Consider the following 24,663-nt stretch of genomic DNA (forward strand, 5'->3'; position numbering starts at 1 on the left):
CCCCAGACCTCATCCAACTGGGACCCTGCCATGGACACTGCCGACAACACCCCCCTGCTTCTTCAAGAGCTGACCATCCCTGACGGCGGACCCGCGTATCCGCCGGCTCCCGTAGGCAGCGTGGGCATCAACATTGCCGCCGCCAGGCTGGTCTTTCCCCACGACGGGCTACGGCTGCTGCTACCGCCTTGGGACAACATGGGGCGGGGAGACTCCTTCAGGATCAAGTTGAACAACATCCCCGTGTTGCCGGGCTCCATCGATGAAGAGACGGAGGTGGGCCAGTGGATTGAGCGGTATATCCCGGTAGGTGGGCTGGCCGATGGAGATTTCGACCTGAGCTACGACGTGAAAATAGTGGGGGCCTCCAACTACGAGCCTTCGGAGGTGACGAAGATCCACGTCAAGGTCGAGTTTGCCCCACCCGGTGGCCAGGATCAGGACGGTGATACACCCGGTCACTCGGAACTGAGACTGACACTCCCGCCCGAGTTCCTGCCCCCCGGCGCGGTGGATCAGGAAGCCGCCAGGCTAGGTGTCCCGGTGACCATCGAGCCTTACCCGATCATGGCCGAAGGGGACCGGATCAAGATGTCCTGGGGCGGTGAAATTATTTGGAAAACGGTAGGGCCGGAACATTTTCCGCCACAGAACCAGCCCTTGGTCATCACTGTCGATGAGGAGACCATTCTCAACGGCAAAGACTCCGACACCAATGGCTTGCCGGTGGTCTTTGAAGTCTATGACCGGGTGGACAACAAGTCTGAAGACTTTAGCGTCGAGGTACGGGTGATCGTGGACACCGGCAACTCGCGCCTGGATGCGCCGTTGATCGGGGAGGTGTTCAACCTGGAGCTGGATATGGACCAGCTTGGCGAGGCGGACCTGACCTTTCAGGTGATCGCGGTAGGTAGTAACTTCAAGGTGGACGATGAAGTCGAGATGAGTTTGACGGGCACAACGGCAGAGGGGGAAAAGATCGAAGAAGTCGTCTTTGCGCGGGAAAAAATTCTCAGCGTCCCGAATGTCCTCATGTTCAAACGCCCCAGCGCCGAGGTACGACAGCTGGCCGGCGGTCCTCATGCGGCATTTTTCTACCGGCTGATCAAGGCGGATGGCAGCGCCGACCTGTTCTCCAAGATATTCTCCCCGCGGATCGTGGGCAGGGCCAATCCCCTGGCGGCGCCGATTCCCCTGGACGAGATCGCCGGCACACTCGATCCAGAACTGCCCAATACCACCATTGAGATCCCGCTGGACCCGGCCATGGAAGGGGGCAATGCGATTGAATTGATCTGGAACGGCACCAAGGCGAACGGCACTTCCTATAAACCTGATCTCCCACTGCACCCGATCACCGCGAACGAGGCGGAGGGCAGCGTACCGATCGAGATCGTCGTGGCTGGCGAACACCTTACTGCCATCGAGGAGGGGACGCTCGATCTGTATTACAAATTGCTGCGTGATGTGGTGAGCCGGGAGGTGCTGGAAGAGGAATCGCTGCACGCCGACCTGCTGAGCATCGGTGAGCCCCGGGCCGAATTGCCGCTGCCGGTGGTCGAGGGCGAAAGCGGCGGCGTACTGGATCCTGCGGACAAGCCGGACGGTACGCGCTTGATCGTGCGCCAATACAGCGGGCAAACCGCCGGCGACTGGGTGCATATCTTGTGGTGGGGCTCGAACACCGGACGGTACCGGGACTCGATTCCGGTCACCGAATTTACCGAGAACCAAAACATCCAGTTCACCATCAGGGCCGCGTTGATCGAGGACAATCGCAATGGCACGGTACGGGCGATGTATTGGGTCAAACGGGTAGGGGGCGGGACTTCTGCCTCTGAGATATTAACGATAAAAATTGGCGCAGCCATGAATCTGACTGCGCCCAGCGTCAAGCAGGCCACCGGCACGGTGCCCAACCAGTCATTGAATCCGGTGGCGGCCAAGGATGCGTTGACCGCAGTGATCCCCGATTATGGTATTCAACTCGGCGATAAGGTCAGCGTGACTTGGGCCGGCACTGCCGGGGCCGGTTCCCATACCACCCCGGTACAGGCATTGCCCGGCAGCCGGGAAATTCCGCTCCCAGTGTCGGTGCTCGCCTTCAACCTGGACAGATCGGTCACGGTTACCTACACCGTGACCCGTGACGGCAGCGAAGGGCCGGCGTCAGCCCCGCTGACGCTGAACGTGCAGGCGATGCCCGCGACGAGTTTGGCAATGCCGCTGATCCCCCAGGCGGCACAGGGCGGCCTCGGCCGCGAACTGGACCTGACCAGCTTCACCGGCAACGCGCGCGTGACCTGCGCGCCCTGGCCGCTGATCGCGGCCGGCCAGCGCGTGTGGCTGCGCGCCGAGGGCATCGCCCAGAACGGAGGAGGCGTTCACATCATCACGCTCTATACCGCCTCGGCAGTGAATTCCTCCGAAGTGAGCGCAGGGCTGGTCACGGACCTGCCGCGCAGCGAGCTGCTCAAGCTGCGCGATGGCTCCGAGCTGAAGGTCATCCTGCAGGTGACCTTCGACCGCAGCTCGGCCCAAGCCAATGCCGTGGACTTCCCGCTTCGGACCTATACCGTCAAGGCCATGCCGGCGACGGCGCCGACTATTGCCTGGGTAAAGGGCCAGCCAAGCAATACTGAGATTCCTCCCAATGGCACCACGAGAGATACCAGCGTGACATTGAGCGGTACTGCCTCGGCCGGGTTGGAGATTGAATTGTTTGACGGGGCTACGTCCAAGGGACGGTTTACGGCGATCGGTGGGATCTGGACCAGCACGGCTATTCCCGTAGCACTCGGGCTGCACACCTTCAAAGCTGAGGCTCTGTATGTGGGCAATCCGTCCTCGACCGCGCGCAGCTTTACCGTGTCGCGGTTACGCATTGATAACTCGAATATGACGCTAGACCTTTTGCATTATTACAAAGCACCCTGGCCACGGAGGCAGGCCGAAATTTTCGACGAGGTTACACGTTTGCCTAGCGATGGAATACTTCCTTACACCTACTCCACCAGTAATTCTACTATTGCATCAGTCAGTTCCACCGGGAAGGTTCGAGGGCTAAGAAACGGGACCACAACAATAACGGTTAGGGATGCAGCTGGGCTGACGGCATCATATCAGGCGTTGGTAAGCCGCAAGTATGAAATCATTGTCCACGGCGGCCCTTTTAATGCGCTTCAGGCCTACAACTGGTTAGTCAGTCAGAAATTCGAGTACGACGCGGAATATGAGTACCCCTACCATGATATTGCCAACAACTTTATAGTCCCATCAAGCTGGACATCCCAATGGTTGGGCTCATCGGCAACACGGGCCACTTATTATCGTTTTCTAGAGATTCATCTTAAGAGGACGAATGCCACTATTTACCCGTACAGTAGCAACATAACTCAGGCACTGGGCCTTCGATCGTGATGCATTTGCCTTGCGTCAGTATTTAATGATGCAACAACTATTAAGTTAGTGGTGGCTGCAAAGGGCTTTGCAGTTGTCGAGAGGGCTGAAGTATGAAGAAGATTGAGCAAATTTCGACATGGGTCGTTTTTTTGAAAAGTGCTGACGGCTCGATAGCCGGAAAACATCTGGTTATTTAAAAATGTCCCCAGCGCCCTGGAACGGCTAAACATCGGTTCGCAGTCCCGAAAAATAATGTTAATTCGATAAAACATCATTTTTCGGGCCGCACAGTCTTACTCAAGAAAAGGGCGCAAGAAAGGCAAAAAGAGGAAGCATTTATTATCCGCTTGGCGAACGGTTTGGAAGGAGGATAACAGAGTAGCGGCGCGCCCCTGACAGGCAGGTGGAAGGACGGTCCCGAGGGTGTGCCTACTGTCAACTCTGACAGTAGGCACACCCAGTTTTCTGGCATTGAATAACCCCAGACCTCATCCAACTGGGACCCTGCCATGGACACTGCCGACAACACCCCCCGGACCCTTCCTGAACCGTTGGTCATTGGGAACACAACGACCATGTCAAGGGCGCGAACAATCGGGCGCAGTTTGAAAACGGCGGGAGACTTTTCCAATCGGTGGTGGTGAAAACTGCTGCGCCTGTCCGCGTGAGTTTTGACATCGCCAATTATTACGGATCAGGGCAGGTAGCGATTGCTGAATACAATCTCGCCTATTCATTCGATTCCGCGGGACATTTCAGTGTTGGTTTTGTCGCGCCGGAGGGCTCTGGTGCCAGTGAGATCACCCTGAGCTTCACTTCTATCGGTGGCGCTTTTGATCTGGATAATGCTGAGCTGTGGGCTTGCCCCGATGAGGGTGGGCGCGGTGGACGAACCTCTATTGCGATCTTACCTGCCGACAAAGTTTGACTGTCCACCGTTAGGGTTTTGTAGGCTGTGTGTGAAATTGTGTAAGGGGTTTGGTCGGCGACGGGCGAGGGCGTATATCCTTGGCGGCTTGAGATTTCTGCGCCTGGATATCGCCATCGCGAGCAAGCTCGCTCCCACAGTGGGTCTGTGCCATACAGAAGACTTGTGGGAAGAGGCTTGTTCGCGATGAGGCCTAGCCCAGCACCACAGCATTTGTCTGGACCCACCCATGCCCAACATCCTCCTCGTCGAAGACGACGCCGCCCTCTGTGAACTGATCGCCAGCTACCTGGAGCGCAACGGCTATCACGTCAGCGTGCTCAACCGTGGCGACCACGTCCGTGAACGTGCGCGGGCGAATCCGCCGGACCTGGTGATCCTCGACCTGATGCTGCCGGGGCTGGACGGCCTGCAGGTCTGCCGCTTGCTACGCGCCGATTCGGCGACCCTGCCGATCCTGATGCTCACCGCCCGGGACGACAGCCACGATCAGGTGCTGGGCCTGGAGATGGGCGCCGATGACTACGTCACCAAGCCCTGCGAGCCACGGGTGCTTCTCGCTCGGGTGCGCACGTTGTTGCGGCGCAGCAGCCTGACCGAGCCGCAGACGGTCAACGATCGCATTGTCATGGGCAACCTGTGCATCGACCTGTCCGAACGCACGGTGACCTGGCGCGGCCAGCCGGTGGAATTGTCCAGTGGCGAATACAACTTGCTGGTGGTGCTGGCACGGCATTCCGGCGAAGTGCTGAGCCGCGACCAGATCCTGCAACGCCTGCGCGGCATCGAATTCAACGGCACCGACCGTTCGGTGGACGTGGCGATTTCCAAGCTGCGGCGCAAGTTCGACGACAACGCCGGCGAAGCGCGCAAGATCAAGACCGTATGGGGCAAGGGCTATCTGTTCAGCCGTTCCGAGTGGGAATGCTGATCGATGTGGAAGCTGCTGATTCGACTCTACCTGGTCACCATCGTTTCCTACAGCGCGGCGATCTACCTGATGCCGGAACTGGTGATCCGCCTGTTCCAAGAGCGCTTCCAAGCCTACAACCTCGACTATTCCCGTGGACTGCAAACCCTGATCGTCAAGCAGTTCCGCGCCGTGCCCAGCGCGCAATGGCCGGCGCTGGCTGCGCAGATGGACAAGGAATTCGAGCCGTTGCGCATCGAGCTGGCAGCCACCGAGGACACCGGTTTCACTGCGATCGAGCAGGCGCGCCTAAAGCGTGGAGAAAACGTGGTGCGCATCGGCGATTGGGGCTGGCGCACCCTGGCGGCGGCGCCTTTGGACGAACGCACGGCGGTGAAGATGGTCGTGCCGCCGGATCCGGCGGACGTCAGTTGGCTGTATTGGAGCATCAACGTGCTGATCGGCGCGACGATGCTGGCGTGCCTGCTGCTCTGGCTGCGGCCGCACTGGCGTGACTTGGAACGCCTCAAGCGCACCGCCGAGCGTTTCGGCAAGGGACATTTAAGCGAGCGTACGAAGATCGCGCCGAGTTCCAACATCGGCAGCCTGGCCCATGTATTCGACACCATGGCGGGGGACATCGAGAACCTGCTCAACCAGCAGCGAGACCTGCTCAACGCTGTATCCCATGAATTGCGCACGCCGCTGACCCGGCTCGATTTCGGCTTGGCCCTGGCGTTGTCGGAGGACATGCCAACGGCCAGCCGCGAGCGCCTGCAAGGGTTGGTGGCGCACATTCGTGAACTGGACGAGTTGGTGCTGGAGTTGTTGTCCTATAGCCGCCTGCAAAATCCCGAGCGTTTGCCGGAGCGGGTTGAAGTGCCGTTGGATGAGTTCATCGACAGCATTCTCGGCAGCCTCGACGAAGACCTGGCCGCGCCGGAGGTGGTGATCGACGTGCTGCTGCACGGGGCGCTGGAGCGTTTTGTGCTGGACCCGCGCCTGACCGCCCGCGCTTTGCAGAACCTGCTCCGCAATGCCATGCGTTATTGCGAGAAACGCATCCAGGTCGGTGTGCTGGTCAGCGAGCAAGGCTGTGAAATCTGGGTCGACGATGACGGCATCGGCATCCCCGACAGCGAGCGCGAGCGTGTCTTCGAACCATTCTACCGCCTGGACCGCAGCCGCGACCGCGCCACCGGCGGCTTCGGCCTCGGCCTGGCGATCAGCCGCCGCGCCCTGCAAGCCCAGGGCGGCACGCTGACCGTCGAGGCCTCGCCGCTGGGCGGGGCACGTTTCCGGCTGTGGCTCCCCACACCGTCTTGAGGCCAGTGCAGTCTCTGTGGTGAGGGGATTTATCCCCGCTGGGCTGCGCAGCAGCCCTGAATCAATGAATTCAATCTTCCTGGCACACCGAGTTGTCTGGTTTGGGGCCGCTACGCAGCCCAACGGGGATAAATCCCCTCGCCACAAGGGAAATGCTGTTCACTTAAGGTATCGATATTCCCGTGGCGAGGGAGCTTGCTCCCGCTGGGCCACGAAGTGGCCCCAAACAGTCAACCAAACAACCCCGCCGCAATATTGATCGAAAAACCCAATATCGCCGTGTTGAACACGAACCCGATCAACGACTGCGCCAAGACAATCTTGCGCAACTGCCGTGTGGCAACCCCCACGTCCGAGGTCTGCACCGCCACGCCGATGGTGAACGAGAAATACAGAAAGTCCCAATAGTTGGGTGTGGTCAGCCCCTCGGCAAAACGCAGGGCCGGTTCCTTGCCGTTCCAGGTGTAATACAACCGGGCGTAGTGCACGCTGAAGATCACCCCGATCAGCAGCCATGAGCCGATAACGGTCAACGCGGTGACGCCGTAGTGCAGCAGTTTGCCAGCGGTTGCCAGGTCGCGGCTGCCGGCCAGTTCAAAGGTGATGGTCGCCAGGCTCGCCAGCGCCGCGATGCAGACCATCAGCAAAACCAATCCGGCGTTTTCGTCCTCCATCTCGGCGATGCGCTTCACGTCCGGCGCCTTGGCCCGCACCGTCAGCCAGAACATCAGCACCAGGTAGGTCCAGACCCCGGCGTTCCAGCCGATCAGGATCTTGCTGATGATCGAGTCCGTTGGAATCAACAGGCCCGCTGCCAGGCCGATGACGGTGGCTAGGGAGAGTCGCGGATGAGTGCGGGTGAGGCGGGGCATGGGGGCTCACTGTGGCGTGGAAATGCTCGGAGTATGAATCATCCGCTGGTTATGTCATTGGATTGAATCAGCCGTACGCCGGCCTCCTGCATGCGCCGCATGGCCGCGTCCATTGAGCCGTCGATATCGATGCCCCGGCAAGCGTCGAGCACGACGATTGCGTTGAAACCGACCATTCGTGCGTCAAGCGCCGAATACATCACACAGAAATCCAGGGCCAGCCCGACCATGTACACCGTGTCGATGCCGCGCTCCTTGAAGTAGCCGGTCAGGCCGGTCTGGGTCAGGCGGTCGGCTTCCATGAAGGCCGAGTAGCTGTCGATGGCCGGGTTGCAGCCCTTGCGGATGATCAGTTGGGCATGAGGCAAGTCAAGGTCAGGGTGCAGGGCGGCGCCCTGGGTATCCTGGACGCAGTGTTCGGGCCAGAGCTTTTGTTCGCCGTAGGGCAACTGGATAAGGTCGAAGGGGTGTTTGCCTTCGTGGCTGGAGGCGAACGAGGCATGCCCGGCGGGGTGCCAGTCCTGGGCACAGACAACGTTCAGGAACGAGCGGCCGAGTCGGTTGACCAGCGGCACGATTTCGTCGCCGCCCGGCACCGCCAGTTGGCCGCCGGGGATGAAGTCGTTCTGGATGTCGATCACGAGTAAAGCGGTGGTTGTGGCTTTGGTATCCATAGGGGTCATGCCGGCTGCTCCTGGTAATGATCTGTGGAGATTAGCCGAACCTGCACGGGCTCAGGTTGTTCTTTGTCGCGGGCACCGCATCGCGAGCAAGCTCGCTCCCACATGGGCTCGGAGCCGAACCTCAGATTTTCATACGTCCGCAGCCTTCTGTGGGAGCGAGCTTGCTCGCGATAGCGCACTGGCAGCCGCCTGCCCCAGTGTCTTTCGTCGCAAACTTTCCAGGGATGATGGCTTTTTGATGTGTGGTCAGTGCACTCTCGTCCCGATTGTGTACAATCGCCGCCTTTCAACCGGGCATGGACGCAGTACGGCCTTCAGGTCACGAGAAAAATCCATGCTCATCGGCAGTTATTCCCCCGCCCTTGTTTCGATTTCTTTATTTGTTGCAATCCTCGCTTCGTTCACCGCCCTGGACCTGACCGGGCGTATTGCCACGGCCCAAGGCCGCGCCAAGCATTTCTGGATGGCCGGTGGTGCGCTGGCGATGGGCGTGGGCATCTGGTCCATGCATTTCATCGGCATGCTCGCGTTCACCTTGCCGGTGGAGCTTGGCTACGATGTGGCGATCACCGCGCTGTCGCTATTGATCGCCATTCTGTCCAGCGGCTTTGCCTTGTGGTTGGTCAGCCAGCCGCAACTGCGGGCCTGGCAACTGGCGTTCGGCGCGTTGGTGATGGGCACCGGCATCAGTGCCATGCATTACACCGGCATGGCTGCGTTGCGGATGCAGCCGGGTATCGACTATGACCCGACGTTGTTCGGGGCTTCGTTGCTGATTGCTGTCGTGGCCTGTGCGGCGGCGCTGTGGATCGCTTTTCGCCTGCGTCGGAACACCCCTCATGTTCGGCTGGCTCGCGCTGGCGCCGCGGTGGTGATGGGTGCTGCCATCGTCGGCATGCACTACACAGGCATGGCTGCGGCGCAGTTCAGCGAGGGCAGTTTCTGCGGTTCCCTCGATGGCTTGAGCGGCAAGGGGCTCGACAATCTGGTGCTGATCACCACCCTGGCGGTGCTGGCGATTGCCTTGCTGACTTCCATCCTCGACGCCCGCCTGGAAGCTCGCACGGCGGAGCTGGCCAGGTCGCTGACCCAGGCCAATCGGGAACTGACCCAATTGGCCTTGCACGACCCCCTGACCGGATTGCCCAACCGCGTATTGCTGGCGGATCGCATCGGCCAGGCCATGCACCGAGTGCAGGAGCAGGGCGGTTGTTTCGCCTTGATGTTCATCGACCTGGACGGCTTCAAGCCGGTCAACGACGCCTTTGGGCACCACATGGGCGATCTGTTGCTACGGGACGTGGCCCTGCGCTTGCGTGAAGATTTGCGCAACCAAGACACCCTCGCGCGTATTGGCGGCGATGAATTCGTCCTGCTGGTGCAGTTGGCTGATCCTGACGATGCCCTGCGTCTGGCTGCGCGGCAGGTCGGGCTGATCGGCCAGACGTTCCGTGTCGCCGACCATGACTTGCAGATTTCCGCCAGCGTCGGCATTTCGCTGTACCCCGGTAACGGCCAGAGCGCCGATGAATTGCTGATGAATGCCGACGCGGCGATGTACCACGCCAAGGGCGCCGGCAAGAACGGCTACAGCTTTTTCGACGCCTCGATGAACAGCAACGCCCGCAAGCAATTGCAACTGCTGCAAGACTTGCGCATCGCCGTTGAGCAGCGGCAATTCAGCCTGCATTACCAACCCAAGTTCGACGCCGCCAACGGCCGTCCGGTGGGCGCCGAGGCGCTGTTGCGCTGGACTCATCCGACCCAGGGCCTGTTGATGCCCGATACCTTTATCGATCTGGCGGAAAAAACCGGGCTGATCATCCCCATCGGCGAATGGGTGCTCAACGAAGCCTGCCGGCAGATGCGCGAATGGTACGTGCTGGGCTACACCGACTGGCGCATCGCAGTGAATCTCTCTGCGTTGCAGTTCTGCCATGTAGGCCTGGTGCAGAGCGTCGCCAAGGCGCTGGAGACTCACCATCTGCCGCCAAACAGCCTGACCCTGGAAATCACCGAGACCACTGCCATGAGCGACGCGGACGCGAGCATGACGGTGTTGCAGCAGTTGTCGGACATGGGCGTGGACTTGTCCATCGACGACTTTGGCACCGGCTATTCGAGCCTGATGTACCTCAAGCGCCTGCCGGCCAATGAGCTGAAGATTGATCGCGGTTTCGTCCGCGACCTGGAGCACGACAGCGACGACGCGGCTATCGTCTCGGCCATCGTCGCCCTTGGCCAGGCCCTGGGCCTGCGGATCGTCGCCGAAGGGGTGGAGACCGATGTGCAGCAGGACTTCCTGACCCAGTTGGGCTGCGACTCACTGCAAGGTTATCTGCTGGGGCATCCGCAGCCGGCCGAGCACTTCCTCAAGAACATCCGCCAATTCCCGCGCGTGGCAATCGCCTGAGGCGACTGCTCAGGAAACGATGTCGAATGCGGTGCTGCCCAGCCGCTCGCCATTGATCAGCACATGCACCGAATGCCGGCCCTCATAGTGCCGGCGCGTGGTCAGCTCGCGGATGTGCTGGGAGCGGCTGAGGTTGGCGGACGCCAGGGCGGGCAGGTCGAAGGTCTTGAGCTTGAACACCTTGGCCGACGTGCCGCCGGATGCCTTCACGTAGTCGATGGCGTAATCGATCACCAGACGCTGGTTCTCGGGACACGTCGATTGCACTTTGAACGACAGCGTGACCTGCTCCCCCAGGCGAATCACCGCCGGCAGCACTTGCAGATCCGAGACCTCGACCTGAGCCTTGCCACCCGCTCCGATCACGGCCAGCGCACGAGGATTGCCTTGCTTGATCAGGCTGCGCAGGGCATGCCGGGCGATCCAGGCGGTGTGGCGCTGCTGGAGCGGCCAGCCTTCGATCCGGTCGAGGACCCAGTCGGGATGCTGCTTGGTCACGTCGTTCAGGTGGTTGGCGACGGATTTGCGTACGTACAGGCTGTCGTCGGCCTTGAGCGTTTCGAGGATCGCGGCGGCAAGTTCCGGGTTGGCCTGGATCGGCTCCAGGTGGAACGACCAGGGCAGGCGCGGGCGGCTGCCTTCGCTGGCGAGGCGGCGGACATGCTCGTTTGTGTCCAGTGCCCAGTCGTGCATCACCGCTAGCGTGCGCGCCAGGTCATCGCGCAGGAAATGCCGTACGGCGAATTCTGCTGAGCCGAATCGGGTGAAGTATTTGAGGGCGTCCATGGAGGACTCGAACGCATGTCGACCGTACGACGCTACGTAGTGCGGCAGGAACATGCTGACGAACATGCTGTTCAGCCGCGGAGCCAGTGCGCGCAGGACTTCCAGCGATGCTTCGTAATCCAGCGCCAGGACCGCATGCAGGCATTCGCTGACCCGCGCCATGCGCTGCATCACCGACAACTCCGCCAGCCCATTATTGGCCATGTTCAGGAACGCCTTGGCATCGAAGGCGGGGTACACCGCACGCATTTCCGTGGCGATGTGGTCGAGGCGGGCGCTGTTGAAGATTTCCTTGAGGGCTGGGGAAGAGGTGGTGGTGCTCATGTTGGGTCCGTCCGGCGGGTGTTGGGCCAAGGCTCGCCACTATGCCATGCCCGGCACAACCTGTGGTGAGGGAGCCCGCCGCGTCTCGACGCTGCGCTGTCGCGCGGTGAACTAGGTCATGTGGCGAGGGGATTTATCCCCGTTGGGCTGCGCAGCAGCCCTAAAGCAGTGAACTCAATCTTCCTGGCACACCGAGTTGCTTGGCTTGGAGCTGCTGCGCAGCCCAGCGGGGATAAATCCCCTCGCCACAAAAGGGGGGGGCCAGCTTCTAGGCACCACAGTAAACGGAATGATTCGCCGCCGCCGAAGTCCCAGACTCAGTACCTTGAATTAATTGGAGCTCTTCTATGCGCAAACCCACCCTCATCGCCAGCCTGGTCCTGATCGCCGGCCTCGGAGCCTTTGGGCCTGTCGCGCAAGCCGTCGAGAAGACCGGCGATGCCCTGGAGCATTCGCCGAGCAATGGTCGCCGGCTGGTGGAAAATGACCGGGTACCGGCGGACTACCAACGCGCGGACAGGGCCATGAAGGACTGGAAGCAGAAAAAACTCGAGCAGCCGACAAAAGAGCAGCAATGGGTGCAGATCGACGATAAATACCTGCTGATCGAAACCGTGTCCGGCGCCATCGTCAAGATTGTCCCTGCGACACGCTAAAGCACTTCGCCTTTATCCCACAGATGAACCAAGTCGCCAGGTGCCCGGTCCTCGGGCACCTGCAGCACCATCTCGTCGTCCTGGTCGTTGGATCGGTAACGCACCTCGATCTGGAAATAACGCTGGTCGCCCCGGCCGGGCGTGGAGGAGGTGAGTGGCAGGCACCCCTCCAGCACCGAACAGATGCGCGTGCGTTGGTCGAGGTCGCATTGGGCGAACTCGATTTCCCGGGGACGGGTCAAGGCGTGGATCGCCGCGACGCCGCCCTGGCGCGACAGCTTCACGACTGCTTTGTCATCAAGGTCTGGAAGGGTTTTCATCCGTTCTCCTCGTTCAGGTCAACGCCCACCTGCGTCCAGCCGTCCTGCACCGCCTTGACTTCCCGGGCGCCGAAGCGTTGGCGGGCGTGCTCGACGGTCAGGCGGGCGAACGCACTGAAGGACGCATCGTTGGCCAGTTGCCTGTCGCACAAGGTGTCATACCAGATTCGCCCGGCCTTTTCCCAGGCGAATCCGCCGAGCGCGGTTGCAACCAGATAAAAGGCCCGGTTGGGAATGCCGGAGTTGATGTGCACACCGCCGTTGTCTTCGCGGGTGATGACGAATTGGCGCATGTGTGCCGGCTGGGGATCCTTGCCCAGCAGCGGGTCATCGTAGGCTGTGCCGGGGTTGGACATGCTGCGCAGGCCGTCACCGTTGATCTTGTCAGTGAGCAAGTCGGCGCCGATCAGCCAGTCGGCCTGCTCGACGGTCTGGCCCAATACGAATTGCTTGACCAGCACGCCGAACACATCGGAAATCGACTCGTTCAACGCGCCGGACTGGTTGGCATAGATCAAGCCGGCTTCGCTCTCGGTGACGCCGTGGGCCAGCTCATGGGCGACCACGTCCAAGGAGCGGGTGAAGCGCTGGAAGATTTCGCCATCGCCGTCGCCAAATACCATCTGCGCGCCATTCCAGAAAGCGTTCTCGTAGCCTTGGCCGTAATGCACGCTGCCGACCAGGGCAAAGCCTTTGTTGTCGATGGAGTCACGTTCCAGCACTCGCCAGAAAAAATCATAGGTGGCGCCGAGGGCGTCGTAGGCTTCGTCTACCGCTGGGTCACCGCTGGCCGGCTGGCCTTCCAGGCGTACTGGTTGGCCCGGCAGCTCCATGGTGTTTTGCGCATCATGCACGCTGCGTTGGGGATGGCCAGCCTTGCCGGGCTTGGGCAATTGGGCGGCTACGGGTGGATGAATGGGTGGGCCAGGGTTGTGGCGCAGGTTGTTCACGTGGGTCAGGGTGCCGAGGGCGCTGGAACGCTGCTGCTCGGAGCCATGGGCGATGATGCGGTTGAGAATGTAAGGCGGGATGAAACCGTGGAGGGGGCGAGAGTCGATCATCAGAAAATCCTTATCTGAAATGCAGGGTCGATACCCATGTGAACCGAAGTGACCGTTGCGGTTCCCTTTGCCGCAAAAGGTTGCCTGTCACGCAAATATCTGCGAAAACCCCGCGCCTGGATCACACGGGAAAGAAGCCATGATTGAAGAATTGCAAATCATCGACCTGGAAGAGGGCGACGGCAAAAGCGTAGTCAAAGGCGCGCTGATTACCACCCAATACCGCGGCACCCTCGAAGACGGCACGGAGTTCGATTCATCCTACAGCCGCGGCAAGCCGTTCCAATGCGTGATCGGCACGGGCCGCGTCATCAAGGGCTGGGACCTCGGGCTCATGGGCATGAAGGTCGGCGGCAAGCGCAAACTGGGGGTGCCGGCGCACCTGGCCTATGGCGAACGATCCATGGGCGCCCACATCAAGCCCAACGCCGACCTCATCTTTGAAATCGAATTGCTGGAAGTCCTGACGCGGGACGATTGATAGCGTTTTTGTTGATTACCGATCGCTGAACAGCGGGATGCGTCCATTGGCGGAGGGGCGGTAGCGCCAGATCAACTGGTCCAGGCCCGGCTCGCGTTCCAGAATGGCATCTAACGTCGCATGGGCGATGGTCATCGCCAAGGTCTGGCCTGGGCATTCGTGGCGGCCACTGCCAAAGCTGAAGCTGCGCCGATTCGGCCGATCCAACAGGAGGGCGTCCGGTTGCGGATTGAGCTGCGGGTCGCGATTGGCCGAGGCCAGCAGCACCAGGATCACGTCGCCCTGCTGCAGGGCAGTGCCGAGAATTTCGCAAGGGGCGGCGATGAAGCGCCGGGTGTTCTGCACTGCCGGGTCGAAACGTTGGACTTCAGCCAATAACGGGCTGATTTGCGTGGGATCATCCCGTAGCTCGCGTTGTAGCGCGGGATCACGGATCAACGCCAACAACGCGTTGCCGATCAGGCCGGCCGTGGCTTCATGGGTTTGCGAAAGCAAGCCGATCAGGTTGGCGATTCGACTGTGCGCATCGCTGTCTTTGAAACCTCGGCAGATGCCGTTCAACAACAGGCTGTCTTGCGCAACGATCCGCTCCTGGAAAAGCTTCGCCAGTTGTTCGCTGGCCCGGTGCGCAGCTTCCAGTTGCGGGGCTTGGCTCAGGGGCGACAGGCAGGCGACGAAATCCCCCGTGAGTTCGCTGATCAGGTGGCTGTCCGTCGGATTGAAGCCCAGCAGTTGCGCCACCACGCTGACCGGGCCGATGAACTGCGCCTGATGCACGCCTTCGGCACCCTGCCTGAGCCAGCGCGCCTTGACCAACGCCTCGACCTGGTGGGGATCGATGTCTTGCAACCCCGGCGCAATCGCCGCCCTCGGGCAGCGTTGTCGTTCACCTTCGTTCATCCGCATCAGGTGCCCGAATACCTGGCCCGCGGGACCCTCGGCAATCGCTTGCGGCACCGGTTCGTGGGCGGGGCGCACATGGCAGTCGGGGTGATGCAAGACGGCGCACACGGCTTCGGCCCTGCTGGCTACCCAGAGGTTAAGGTGTGGGTCGAAGTGCAGTCCGCCGCTGGCGCGAAGGGTCGCGTAGTAGGGGTACGGATCGGCGTGTGTCGCGGCGGTGATCGGGTCCATGATGGGCTGCCTCGTTCATGCGGGAGAAGTGCTGCTACTATCTTCAGTCGACGCATGGCTTGATTCGTCCGGGAGCGAAATATGAACGCAGAGCAACACGATGTAGGCGTGTCCCAGGTGGCCGCGGCGATTGCCGAACCGGCCCGGACCCGAATGCTCTGCGCACTGATGGACGGCCACGCCCGCACCAGCACGGAGTTGGCGAGCATCGCCGACGTCAGCGCGTCCACCGCCAGCGCCCACCTGGCGAAGCTCAAGGAGTTGGCCCTGGTGCGCTTGCATGTGCAGGGCCGTCATCGTTACTACAGCCTCGCCGATAAGCGTGTGGCAGAAGCCCTTGAAGCATTGATGGTGATCGGCCAGAACGCCGCGCCGGCGTTCACCTCGCGCACGCCGGATCGCCTGCAGTTTGCCCGTACCTGCTACGACCACATGGCCGGCACCCTGGCGGTGCGGCTGCATGATCGCTTGCTTGAGGCCGGGTGGCTGCTCGATGTAGAAGGGCAGGGTTATCGGCTGAGTGAAACGGGTGATCCCCTGTTTGCAGGCTTGGGCATTGACGTGCAGGCATTGGCGGCCCAACGGCGGCGGTTTGCCTGCCCCTGCCTGGACTGGAGCATGCGCCGGCCGCACCTGGGTGGTGCCTTGGGGGCTGCGTTGCTGCAAGTGGCGATCAAGCGCAAATGGGTGGTCCAGGACCTGGACAGCCGTGCGCTGGGGGTGACGGCCGCTGGACAGCGGGAAATGGTGGCGCGCTTTGGGATCAGTCCCGAGACGGAGGTTGAATCCACTGGCGCTTTCGCGAGTAGGCTCGCTCCCACAGTGGATCTGCGCTGAACGGAGAACCGTTGCTCACCGAAATTCCCTGTGGGAGCGGGCTTGCCCGCGAAGGGGCCGTCGCATCCAACATCCATGCAAGCTGAGCCACCGCCTTCGCGAGCAAGCTCGCTCCCACAATGGATTTGCGGTGAATATAGGCGTCATGAACACCTGAAATCCCTGTGGGAGCGGGCTTGCTCGCGAAGGGGCCATTCCATGCAACTGACCCACCGCCATTGCCACATCATCCAACCATATGCCTGCGCCGATATTCATCCGGCGTGGTGCCCATCATTTTGCGGAACATGCTGATGAATGCCGAGGCGCTGCTGTAGCCCAGGTCCAGGCCGATGGTTTCCACGCTCTGGCCGCGTTCGAGCAGGGCCAGGGCCTCGATGACTTTTAGGCGCTGGCGCCATTCCACCAGGGACATGCCCAGGTCTCGCTGGGCCCGGCGCATCAGTGTGCGCTCGGTGGTGTTGGCGGCGCGGGCCAGTTGCGGCAACGAGCGCGGGTCGCTGGGGTTCGCCTCCAGGGCCCGCAGTACAGGGCCCAACAGCGGATCATCCGAAGAGGGCAGGTAACTGCCGACGTGGGGCGCCCGGGCCAGCTTGTCCACCAGCACCTGCAACAAGCGCTGCTGTTCGGGCGTCTGTGGCTGGCTCGGCGGGTCGCTGCGCAGCTCTTCCAGCAACGCGCGGATCAGCGGACTCAAGGTCAGCGCACAAGGTACGGCCGGCAACGCGCCGCACAGTTCGGCCGCCAGGTACAACGAACAATGGCAGGCTTCATGCCGATTGAACCCCACGTGTTCCATGTCCGGCGGCAGCCAGATGCCGTACTGCGGTGGCGCCAGGTAATGGTGCTGGGCGATCTCGATTTCCATCACACCGCTGTAGGAGTAGACGAACTCACCCCAGGCATGCCGGTGCCGGGGGTACGTGGCATGGGCCGGCATGCAGGCGCTGCGGAAGAAAATCGGCGAGGGCAGGGCCGCGTCGAACGGAGGAATCTTCAGGTGTTGGGCTGGAGGCTGCATATCGACCGCAATGGCGGATTACCGGGATGGCTTGTCGGGTAATCACTATATCCAGCAAAGGTGTCAGGCAGACAATCCTTTCATCTCTTTTCTGCCCGAGGACCTTTTCCATGACCACCCGCCGCGCCTTGGATGGCCAGGTCATTGCCCTGATGACCGGACTCTGTGCCATCTGGGGGTTCCAGCAAGTCGCGATCAAGGCCGGCGCCGTCGACATGGCGCCGATGCTGCAATTGGGCGTGCGCTCGGCCATCGCCGCGGTACTGGTCTGGCTGTTAGTGCTGGCGCGCGGTGAACGCCTGTCCCTGGCCGACGGCAGTTGGCGCCCAGGCCTGTTGGTGGGGTTGTTGTTTGCCCTGGAGTTCGTGATGGTGGGCGAAGGCCTGCGCCATACGACGGCATCGCACATGGTGATTTTCCTCTACACCGCACCCATGTTCGCCGCCCTCGGCTTGCACTGGAAACTGCCGAGCGAGCGTCTCAAGCCGGCGCAATGGCTGGGCATCGCGGTTGCCTTCGGTGGGATCGTGGTGGCCTTCAGTGGCGGCTCGGGTGCGGCGAACGGCAGCTCATTGCTCGGCGATGGCATGGGCTTGCTGGCCGGCGCGCTGTGGGGCGCAACCACGGTGACGGTGCGTTGTTCGCGGCTCACGGACCTGCCGGCCAGCCAGACGCTGCTTTATCAGTTGGTGGGTGCCGGGGTGCTGTTGATCGGCATGTCGGCAGCGCTGGGGCAAACGACAATCAACCCCACGCCACAACTCATTGCCAGCATGGCGTTCCAGGTATTGCTGGTGTCCTTCGCCAGCTTCCTGATCTGGTTTTCCCTGCTGCGCCGCTACCTGGCGTCGCAATTGGGCGTGCTGTCGTTCATGACGCCGCTGTTCGGCATCGGTTTCGGTGTCTGGTTGCTGGATGAGCCGCTGGAGCCGAACTTTATCGTTGGCGCGGCTTTGGTATTGAGTGGGATCTTGCTGGTCAGCGGTTATGGATGGTTTCGCCAGCGTTGGGGGCGATGGCCGGTTTTGCGGCGAGGGTAACTGAACGAAGGTGTAAAAAAGCCCACCCCTGAAGCAGGGGTGGGCTTTTTACTGAGGTCGCGCAATCTCTGTGGCGAGGGGATTTAGCGAAACGTCGCACCGCCCCGCTCGAGTGCGAAGCGCTCGCAAGGTTTTTGTGGCTCACCCAAGTACTTGGGGGTTGCTTCGCAACCCAGCGGGGATAAATCCCCTCGCCACAAAAAAGCCCCCAAGTGCCTAGGGGGCCTGGATCAAACCTTGACGATCCAACCTGCTGGCGCTTCCACGTCGCCGGTCTGCACGCCGGTCAACTCTTTGTAGAGCTTCTGGGTGATCGGGCCGACCTCGGTTTCGCTGTGGAACACGTGCAGCTTGTCCTTGTAGCTGATGCCGCCGATCGGCGTGATCACTGCAGCGGTACCGCAGGCGCCGGCTTCCTTGAAATCCGACAGCTTGTCGATGAACACGTCGCCTTCGATCACTTCCAGGCCCAGGCGCGATTTCGCCAGTTCGATCAGCGACAGGCGGGTGATGCCTGGCAGGACCGACGGGGAGTTGGGGGTGATGAATTTGTCATCGTGGGTGATGCCGAAGAAGTTGGCCGAACCGACTTCCTCGATTTTCGAATGGGTCAGCGGATCCAGGTAGATGCAATCGGCGAAGCTGGCTTTCTTGGCCTGGGAGCCGGGCATCAGGCTGGCGGCATAGTTGCCACCGACCTTGGCCGCACCGGTGCCTTGCGGGGCGGCGCGGTCGAAGCTGGATATCAGGAAATTGTGCGGAGTCAGGCCACCCTTGAAGTAGGCGCCGACCGGAATGCAGAAGATCGAGAAGATGAACTCGGGTGCGGTGCGCACGCCGATGTTGTCACCCACGCCGATGACGAACGGACGCAGGTACAGCGCGCCGCCAGTGCCATACGGCGGGATGAAGCGCTCGTTGGCGCGGACCACTTGCTTGCAGGCTTCGACGAACTGCTCGGTGTCGACGTGCGGCATCAGCAGGCGGGCGCAGCTGCGCTGCATGCGGGCGGCATTCTGGTCCGGGCGGAACAGGTTGATCGAACCGTCCTTGCAGCGATAGGCCTTCAGGCCTTCGAAGCACTGCTGACCGTAGTGCAGGGCAGTGGAGCCCTCACTGATGTGCAGCACGTTGTCTTCGGTCAGGGTGCCCGCGTCCCAGGCGCCATCGCGCCAGTGCGACAGGTAGCGCTTGTCGGTCTTGATGTAGTCAAAGCCCAGTTTGTCCCAATTGATGCTCTCGTTACCCATGACACCCTCTATTTCCTGACAACCGTCGAAACGGTTCAAGGCTTCTGACGTTTTGAATGGGGACAACAATACTTCATTCCGGGGGTGTTTCGCAGCTTGTGGCGAGGGGATTTATCCCCGCTGGGCTGCGAAGCGGCCCCATTAGCTCAGATATCTGACGCCTGGCGCTGACAGGTTTGGGGTTGCTGCGCAACCCAGCGGGGATAAATCCCCTCGCCACAGGGGGAGTCACCCACAGCTGTCACAGATGCAACGCATGCCCCAACGCTCGCAACGCCGCTTCCTGCACCGCTTCACCCAGCGTCGGATGAGCATGGACAGTGCCGGCGATGTCTTCCAGGCGCGCACCCATTTCCAGGGATTGGCCAAATGCGGTGGACAACTCCGAGACCCCCACGCCAACTGCTTGCCAACCGACGATCAAGTGATTGTCCCGGCGCGCCACGACGCGGACGAAACCGCTTTTCGATTCCAGGGTCATGGCCCGGCCATTGGCGGCGAACGGGAAGCTCGAGACGATGCAGTCCAGGCCGGCAGCCTTGGCCTCGTCCGGCGTCTTGCCGACCACGACCACTTCCGGATCGGTGAAGCACACCGCTGCGATGGCGGTCGGATTGAACTCCCGGTGCTCGCCGGCGATCAGCTCGGCGACCATTTCACCCTGGGCCATCGCTCGGTGGGCGAGCATCGGTTCGCCGCTCAGGTCGCCGATGGCCCAGACATTGCGCATGCTGGTCTGGCAGCGGTTGTCGATCTTCACTGCCGAACCGTTCATCGCCAGGTCCAGCGCTTCCAGATTCCAGCCTTGCGTATTTGGCTTGCGCCCGACCGCCACCAGCACCCGGTCGGTGTCGAGGTTCAGCGTGTCGCCGTTGGGATCACGCACTTGCAAGGTGCTGGCCTGGGCATCGAAACCTTCGACGCTGTGCTTGAGATACAGCCTCACGCCCAATTGCTTGAGCGCTTCATGCACCGGTTGGGTCAACTCACCGTCGTAGGCCGGCAGGATCCGCTCTTGGGCCTCGACCACACTGACCTCGGCGCCGAGCTTGCGATAGGCAATGCCCAGCTCCAGGCCGATGTAGCCACCGCCGACCACCACCAGATGCTTGGGCACCGAGGTAGGCGCGAGGGCTTCGGTGGACGAGATGATCGGCCCACCTATCGGCAGCATCGGCAGGTTGACGCTTTTCGAACCGGTGGCCAGCAGCAGGTGTTCGCACTGGATGCGCGTATCACCGACCTCGACTGTCTTGCCATCGATGACCTTGGCCCAGCCATGAATGACCTGGACCTTATTCTTCTTCAGCAACGCGGCGACGCCGGTGGTCAGGCGATCGACGATGCCGTCCTTCCATTCGACGCTCTTGCCGATGTCCAGGGTTGGCGCGGACACGTTGATACCCAAGGCCGAGCCCTGGCTGTGGTGGCGCGTCTGGTGGAACTGCTCGGCCACATGAATCAGCGCCTTGGACGGGATGCAGCCGATGTTCAGGCAAGTACCGCCCAGCGCCTGGCCTTCCACCAGAATCGTCTCGATGCCCAGTTGGCCGGCGCGGATCGCCGCCACATAACCGCCCGGGCCGCCGCCGATGATCAGCAGCTTGGTGTTCAGAGTTTGCATCGCCTACTCCACAAACAAAGTGGCAGGTTGTTCGAGCAAGCCACGCAGGGCCTGGATGAATTGCGCCGCGTCCATGCCGTCGACCACCCGGTGATCGAAGGAGCTGGAAAGGTTCATCATCTTGCGGATCACGATCTGGCCCTTGATCACAACAGGCCGCTCGACGATCTTGTTCACGCCGACGATCGCCACTTCCGGCAGGTTCAGCACCGGCGTGCTGACGATACCGCCGAGCGCGCCGAGGCTGGTCAGGGTGATGGTCGAACCGGACAGCTCATCGCGACTGGCCTTGCCATTGCGGGCGGCCGTGGCCAGGCGGGCGATTTCCGTCGCGTTGTCCCATAGGCTGCGGGCCTCGGCGTGACGCACCACCGGCACCATCAGGCCAACGTCGCTCTGGGTGGCGACGCCGACATGCACCGCGCCTGAGCGGTGGATGACTTGGGCCTCGTCGTCATAGCGGGCGTTCATCTGCGGAAAATCCCGCAGGGCCACGACCAGGGCGCGGACCAAGAACGGCAGCAAGGTCAGCTTGCCGCGACTGCCGCCGTGTTTTTCATTCAGGTGAACCCGCAGTTCTTCCAGGGCCGTGACGTCGATTTCCTCGACGTAGCTGAAATGGGCGGCGCGCTGGGTCGCTTCCTGCATGCGCTGGGCGATCTTGCGGCGCATGCCGATCACCGGGATCTGCTGCTCGTCATGGCGCTCGGCATAACCCGAACCGCCCTTGGCCTGGGTCGACGGACCCTGGGCCAGATAGGCTTCCAGGTCTTCATGCAGAATTCGCCCGGCGGGGCCGCTGCCCTGGACCAGGCGCAGCTGGATGCCCAGGTCCAGCGCGTGTTTGCGCACGGCCGGCGAGGCCAATGGGCGCTCTTCAGGGTCGCGGGCCACCGGAGCTTGCGGGGCGCAGCGTGGCGCGGCGGTTTTTTCCAGCACCGGTTCAGGCGTGGCCACTGGCGCTGGCGCTGGCTTTGGCGCCGGCACAGCCGCCGCAGCGGGAGCCGATTGCGCCGACTCCTTCAAATTGCCCGCACCTTCCACTTCAATGCGGATCAACTCGCTGCCCACCGCCATGACTTCACCCGGCTCGCCCCCCAAGGCGATGACCCGGCCATGCACCGGCGAAGGAATATCCACCATCGCCTTGTCGGTCATCACGTCGGCCAACACCTGATCCTCGACCACCATGTCGCCGACCTTGACGTGCCAAACCGACAGTTCAACTTCCGCGATGCCTTCGCCGATGTCCGGCATCTTGATAACGTGCGTGCCCATTCAGACCTCCATGACCCGTTTCAACGCCGCGCCCACACGGGACGGCCCTGGGAAATACGCCCACTCCTGCGCGTGCGGGTAGGGGGTGTCCCAACCGGTGACACGCTCGATGGGCGCTTCCAGGTGGTGGAAGCAATGTTCTTGCACCAACGACACCAACTCGGCGCCGAAACCGCAGGTGCGGGTGGCTTCGTGGACGACCACGCAGCGGCCAGTCTTCTTCACGGATTTGACGATGGTCTCGAGGTCCAGTGGCCAGAGGCTGCGCAGGTCGATGACTTCGGCGTCGATGCCGGTCTCTTCCGCCGCCACTTGGGAGACATAGACCGTGGTGCCGTAGGTGAGGATGGTCACGTCCTTGCCCGGACGGGTGATGGCGGCGACGTCCAGCGGCACGGTGTAGTAGCCGTCTGGCACTTGCGCTTGCGGATGCTTGGACCACGGCGTTACCGGACGGTCATGGTGGCCGTCGAACGGGCCGTTATACAGGCGCTTGGGTTCGAGGAAGATCACCGGGTCATCGTTTTCGATGGAGGCGATCAACAAACCCTTGGCGTCGTAGGGGTTGGACGGCATCACGGTGCGCAGGCCACAGACTTGGGTGAACATCGCCTCGATGCTCTGGCTGTGGGTCTGGCCTCCATAGATGCCGCCGCCGCACGGCATGCGCAGGGTCATCGGCGCGGTGAATTCGCCGGCCGAGCGATAGCGCAGGCGCGCCGCTTCGGAAATGATCTGGTCCGACGCCGGGTAGACGTAGTCGGCGAACTGGATCTCGGCCACCGGCCGCAGCCCATAGGCGCCCATGCCCACCGCCACGCCGACGATGCCGCTTTCGGAAATCGGCGCGTCGAACACCCGCGAGGTGCCGTACTTGTTCTGCAGGCCTTCGGTGCAGCGGAACACGCCGCCGAAATAGCCCACGTCCTGGCCGAACACCACGACGTTGTCGTCGCGCTCGAGCATCACGTCCATGGCCGAGCGCAGGGCCTGGATCATGGTCATGGTGGTAGTGGTCATGGCGGTGTCCAACGCAATATTGTTGTTGTGATCGTTCATGTCAGATCCCCAACTGCTGACGCTGGCGCTTCAAGTGCTCCGGCATCTCTTTGTAGACGTCTTCGAACATGGTCGCGGCGCTTGGAATCTGTCCGCCGGCGAGGGTGCCGTACTGCTCGGCTTCCTTCTGCGCGGCGATCACCTCGGCTTCGAGTTCGGCGGTGACGGCGGCGTGTTCCTCTTCGGACCACTGGCCGATCTTCACCATGTGCTGCTTGAGGCGGGCAATCGGATCGCCCAGGGGGAAGTGGCTCCAGTCGTCGGCGGGGCGATATTTGGACGGATCGTCCGAGGTGGAGTGCGGGCCGGCGCGGTAGGTGACCCATTCGATCAGTGCCGGGCCGAGGTTGCGACGGGCGCGTTCGGCGGCCCAGCGCGAGGCGGCGTAGACCGCCATGAAATCGTTGCCGTCCACGCGCAGGGAGGCGATGCCGCAACCGACGCCGCGTCCGGCGAAGGTCGTGGCTTCACCGCCGGCAATGGCCTGGAAGGTGGAGATCGCCCATTGGTTGTTGACCACGTTGAGGATCACCGGAGCGCGGTAGACGTGGGCGAAGGTGAGGGCGGTGTGGAAGTCCGATTCGGCGGTTGCGCCGTCACCGATCCAGGCCGAGGCGATCTTGGTGTCGCCCTTGATCGCCGAGGCCATGCCCCAGCCCACGCCCTGTATGAATTGCGTGGCGAGGTTGCCGGAAATGGTGAAGAAACCGGCGTCCTTGACCGAGTACATGATCGGCAGCTGCCGTCCCTTGAGCGGATCGCGCTCGTTGGACAGCAGTTGGCAGATCAGGTCCACCAGCGGCACCTCGCGGGCCATCAGGATGCTTTGCTGGCGGTAGGTGGGGAAGCACATGTCATCGATGTTCAGGGCCAGGGCCTGGGCGCTGCCGATGGCTTCTTCGCCAAGGCTTTGCATGTAGAACGACATTTTTTTCTGACGTTGGGCGACGACCATGCGGTTGTCGTAGATGCGCGTCTTGAGCATGGCACGCATGCCCTTGCGCAGGATCTCGACGGGAATGTCGGCGGCCCAGTCGCCCAAGGCGTTGCCCTGGTCATCGAGCACGCGGATCAGGCTGCGGGCCAGGTCGGCGGTGTCGGCGGGTTCGACGTCGATGGGAGGTTTGCGCACCGTGCCGGCATCGGACAGATGCAGGTAGGAAAAGTCGGTCTTGCAGCCGGGACGGCCCGAGGGTTCGGGAACGTGCAGGCGTAGCGGTTCGTACGCTGGGTTCATGGCTTTCTACGCTCGATCTTG

The 24,663-nt window shown here is 61.9% G+C and carries 21 protein-coding genes; 9 read left to right on the forward strand and 12 right to left on the reverse strand.

Annotation, left to right across the window (positions count from 1 at the left end):
• Positions 1–30 precede the first annotated feature (30 nt).
• From KSS97_RS11320 to KSS97_RS11335, 4 genes are all read left to right on the forward strand, one after another.
• A complete protein-coding gene (locus KSS97_RS11320) occupies positions 31–3,420 on the forward strand; it encodes an Ig-like domain-containing protein (protein ID WP_217861656.1) in 3,390 nt (1,129 codons plus the stop codon).
• A gap of 646 nt (positions 3,421–4,066) precedes the next feature.
• On the forward strand, positions 4,067–4,330 hold the full coding sequence (locus tag KSS97_RS11325) for a hypothetical protein (protein ID WP_198797993.1): 264 nt from the start codon (positions 4,067–4,069) through the stop codon (positions 4,328–4,330).
• Between the two features lie 229 nt (positions 4,331–4,559).
• On the forward strand, positions 4,560–5,261 hold the full coding sequence (locus KSS97_RS11330; protein WP_030141219.1) for a response regulator: 702 nt from the start codon (positions 4,560–4,562) through the stop codon (positions 5,259–5,261).
• Between the two features lie 3 nt (positions 5,262–5,264).
• A complete protein-coding gene (locus KSS97_RS11335; RefSeq protein ID WP_198797992.1) occupies positions 5,265–6,566 on the forward strand; it encodes an ATP-binding protein in 1,302 nt (433 codons plus the stop codon).
• A 230-nt stretch (positions 6,567–6,796) separates the two neighbouring features.
• Here the strand turns inward: KSS97_RS11335 and KSS97_RS11340 are convergent, their stop codons facing one another.
• Both KSS97_RS11340 and pncA read right to left on the reverse strand, forming a co-directional pair.
• A complete protein-coding gene (locus KSS97_RS11340) occupies positions 6,797–7,438 on the reverse strand; it encodes a DUF1345 domain-containing protein (protein WP_030141222.1) in 642 nt (213 codons plus the stop codon).
• A gap of 38 nt (positions 7,439–7,476) precedes the next feature.
• A complete protein-coding gene (gene pncA / locus KSS97_RS11345; RefSeq protein WP_198797990.1) occupies positions 7,477–8,121 on the reverse strand; it encodes a bifunctional nicotinamidase/pyrazinamidase in 645 nt (214 codons plus the stop codon).
• A 334-nt stretch (positions 8,122–8,455) separates the two neighbouring features.
• Between pncA and KSS97_RS11350 the strand changes: the two genes are divergently transcribed.
• Entirely contained in the window at positions 8,456–10,534 is a 2,079-nt protein-coding gene (locus KSS97_RS11350) for a putative bifunctional diguanylate cyclase/phosphodiesterase (protein ID WP_217861657.1), read from the forward strand.
• 9 nt (positions 10,535–10,543) lie between these two features.
• Here the strand turns inward: KSS97_RS11350 and KSS97_RS11355 are convergent, their stop codons facing one another.
• Positions 10,544–11,644, reverse strand: coding sequence for a DNA alkylation repair protein (locus tag KSS97_RS11355; protein WP_217861658.1), 1,101 nt, complete (start codon positions 11,642–11,644; stop codon positions 10,544–10,546).
• Between the two features lie 347 nt (positions 11,645–11,991).
• Between KSS97_RS11355 and KSS97_RS11360 the strand changes: the two genes are divergently transcribed.
• Positions 11,992–12,300, forward strand: coding sequence for an RcnB family protein (locus KSS97_RS11360; RefSeq protein WP_030141226.1), 309 nt, complete (start codon positions 11,992–11,994; stop codon positions 12,298–12,300).
• Here KSS97_RS11360 and KSS97_RS11365 read toward each other — a convergent pair.
• Together KSS97_RS11365 and KSS97_RS11370 are read right to left on the reverse strand one after the other, a co-directional pair.
• On the reverse strand, positions 12,297–12,620 hold the full coding sequence (locus KSS97_RS11365) for a protealysin inhibitor emfourin (RefSeq protein WP_030141227.1): 324 nt from the start codon (positions 12,618–12,620) through the stop codon (positions 12,297–12,299). The two genes, KSS97_RS11360 and KSS97_RS11365, sit on opposite strands and share 4 nt — an antisense overlap.
• Positions 12,617–13,681, reverse strand: coding sequence for a M4 family metallopeptidase (locus KSS97_RS11370; protein WP_217861659.1), 1,065 nt, complete (start codon positions 13,679–13,681; stop codon positions 12,617–12,619). The genes KSS97_RS11365 and KSS97_RS11370 overlap by 4 nt, the downstream gene beginning before the upstream one ends.
• A gap of 139 nt (positions 13,682–13,820) precedes the next feature.
• On the opposite strand from KSS97_RS11370, the gene KSS97_RS11375 reads away from it, so the two are divergent.
• The gene (locus KSS97_RS11375) at positions 13,821–14,162 is read left to right on the forward strand and encodes an FKBP-type peptidyl-prolyl cis-trans isomerase (protein ID WP_030141229.1); all 342 of its coding nucleotides are present in this window, start codon (positions 13,821–13,823) and stop codon (positions 14,160–14,162) included.
• Positions 14,163–14,177: 15 nt separating this feature from the next.
• Here KSS97_RS11375 and KSS97_RS11380 read toward each other — a convergent pair whose 3' ends face one another.
• Positions 14,178–15,296: a cytochrome P450 gene (locus tag KSS97_RS11380; protein ID WP_217861660.1), complete on the reverse strand. Its 1,119-nt coding sequence runs from the start codon at positions 15,294–15,296 to the stop codon at positions 14,178–14,180.
• An 81-nt stretch (positions 15,297–15,377) separates the two neighbouring features.
• Here KSS97_RS11380 and KSS97_RS11385 point away from each other — a divergent pair, with 81 nt between their 5' ends.
• Positions 15,378–16,133, forward strand: coding sequence for an ArsR/SmtB family transcription factor (locus KSS97_RS11385; protein ID WP_217861661.1), 756 nt, complete (start codon positions 15,378–15,380; stop codon positions 16,131–16,133).
• A 226-nt stretch (positions 16,134–16,359) separates the two neighbouring features.
• Here the strand turns inward: KSS97_RS11385 and KSS97_RS11390 are convergent, their stop codons facing one another.
• Positions 16,360–17,154 carry an AraC family transcriptional regulator gene (locus KSS97_RS11390; RefSeq protein WP_030141232.1) on the reverse strand — a complete coding sequence of 265 codons (795 nt, stop codon included), beginning with the start codon at positions 17,152–17,154 and terminating at the stop codon, positions 16,360–16,362.
• A 110-nt stretch (positions 17,155–17,264) separates the two neighbouring features.
• Here KSS97_RS11390 and KSS97_RS11395 point away from each other — a divergent pair, with 110 nt between their 5' ends.
• Positions 17,265–18,194, forward strand: coding sequence for a DMT family transporter (locus KSS97_RS11395; protein WP_217861662.1), 930 nt, complete (start codon positions 17,265–17,267; stop codon positions 18,192–18,194).
• 230 nt (positions 18,195–18,424) lie between these two features.
• On the opposite strand, the gene KSS97_RS11400 is transcribed toward KSS97_RS11395, so the two are convergent.
• The 5 genes from KSS97_RS11400 to KSS97_RS11420 form a co-directional block, all read right to left on the reverse strand.
• A complete protein-coding gene (locus KSS97_RS11400; protein WP_030141234.1) occupies positions 18,425–19,444 on the reverse strand; it encodes a branched-chain amino acid aminotransferase in 1,020 nt (339 codons plus the stop codon).
• A gap of 241 nt (positions 19,445–19,685) precedes the next feature.
• Positions 19,686–21,068, reverse strand: coding sequence for a dihydrolipoyl dehydrogenase (gene lpdA, locus KSS97_RS11405; protein ID WP_030141235.1), 1,383 nt, complete (start codon positions 21,066–21,068; stop codon positions 19,686–19,688).
• A 3-nt stretch (positions 21,069–21,071) separates the two neighbouring features.
• Positions 21,072–22,346 carry a dihydrolipoamide acetyltransferase family protein gene (locus KSS97_RS11410; RefSeq protein WP_217861663.1) on the reverse strand — a complete coding sequence of 425 codons (1,275 nt, stop codon included), beginning with the start codon at positions 22,344–22,346 and terminating at the stop codon, positions 21,072–21,074.
• Positions 22,347–23,405, reverse strand: coding sequence for an alpha-ketoacid dehydrogenase subunit beta (locus tag KSS97_RS11415; RefSeq protein ID WP_030141237.1), 1,059 nt, complete (start codon positions 23,403–23,405; stop codon positions 22,347–22,349).
• Position 23,406: 1 nt separating this feature from the next.
• A complete protein-coding gene (locus KSS97_RS11420; RefSeq protein WP_030141238.1) occupies positions 23,407–24,642 on the reverse strand; it encodes a 3-methyl-2-oxobutanoate dehydrogenase (2-methylpropanoyl-transferring) subunit alpha in 1,236 nt (411 codons plus the stop codon).
• Positions 24,643–24,663: the final 21 nt, after the last annotated feature.

The organism is Pseudomonas alvandae (genome assembly GCF_019141525.1).
GTDB lineage: Bacteria > Pseudomonadota > Gammaproteobacteria > Pseudomonadales > Pseudomonadaceae > Aquipseudomonas > Aquipseudomonas alvandae.

Coding starts and splice junctions, on each gene's coding strand:
- KSS97_RS11335 (WP_198797992.1), top strand. CDS start 5,265: ATGTGGAAGCTGCTGATTCGACTCTACCTGGTCACCATCGTTTCCTAC.
- pncA (WP_198797990.1), bottom strand. CDS start 8,121: ATGACCCCTATGGATACCAAAGCCACAACCACCGCTTTACTCGTGATC.
- KSS97_RS11400 (WP_030141234.1), bottom strand. CDS start 19,444: ATGGGTAACGAGAGCATCAATTGGGACAAACTGGGCTTTGACTACATC.
- KSS97_RS11380 (WP_217861660.1), bottom strand. CDS start 15,296: ATGGACCCGATCACCGCCGCGACACACGCCGATCCGTACCCCTACTAC.
- KSS97_RS11320 (WP_217861656.1), top strand. CDS start 31: ATGGACACTGCCGACAACACCCCCCTGCTTCTTCAAGAGCTGACCATC.
- KSS97_RS11365 (WP_030141227.1), bottom strand. CDS start 12,620: ATGAAAACCCTTCCAGACCTTGATGACAAAGCAGTCGTGAAGCTGTCG.
- KSS97_RS11355 (WP_217861658.1), bottom strand. CDS start 11,644: ATGAGCACCACCACCTCTTCCCCAGCCCTCAAGGAAATCTTCAACAGC.
- KSS97_RS11415 (WP_030141237.1), bottom strand. CDS start 23,405: ATGAACGATCACAACAACAATATTGCGTTGGACACCGCCATGACCACT.
- KSS97_RS11390 (WP_030141232.1), bottom strand. CDS start 17,154: ATGCAGCCTCCAGCCCAACACCTGAAGATTCCTCCGTTCGACGCGGCC.
- KSS97_RS11360 (WP_030141226.1), top strand. CDS start 11,992: ATGCGCAAACCCACCCTCATCGCCAGCCTGGTCCTGATCGCCGGCCTC.
- KSS97_RS11385 (WP_217861661.1), top strand. CDS start 15,378: ATGAACGCAGAGCAACACGATGTAGGCGTGTCCCAGGTGGCCGCGGCG.
- KSS97_RS11350 (WP_217861657.1), top strand. CDS start 8,456: ATGCTCATCGGCAGTTATTCCCCCGCCCTTGTTTCGATTTCTTTATTT.
- lpdA (WP_030141235.1), bottom strand. CDS start 21,068: ATGCAAACTCTGAACACCAAGCTGCTGATCATCGGCGGCGGCCCGGGC.
- KSS97_RS11395 (WP_217861662.1), top strand. CDS start 17,265: ATGACCACCCGCCGCGCCTTGGATGGCCAGGTCATTGCCCTGATGACC.
- KSS97_RS11330 (WP_030141219.1), top strand. CDS start 4,560: ATGCCCAACATCCTCCTCGTCGAAGACGACGCCGCCCTCTGTGAACTG.
- KSS97_RS11410 (WP_217861663.1), bottom strand. CDS start 22,346: ATGGGCACGCACGTTATCAAGATGCCGGACATCGGCGAAGGCATCGCG.
- KSS97_RS11375 (WP_030141229.1), top strand. CDS start 13,821: ATGATTGAAGAATTGCAAATCATCGACCTGGAAGAGGGCGACGGCAAA.
- KSS97_RS11370 (WP_217861659.1), bottom strand. CDS start 13,681: ATGATCGACTCTCGCCCCCTCCACGGTTTCATCCCGCCTTACATTCTC.
- KSS97_RS11340 (WP_030141222.1), bottom strand. CDS start 7,438: ATGCCCCGCCTCACCCGCACTCATCCGCGACTCTCCCTAGCCACCGTC.
- KSS97_RS11420 (WP_030141238.1), bottom strand. CDS start 24,642: ATGAACCCAGCGTACGAACCGCTACGCCTGCACGTTCCCGAACCCTCG.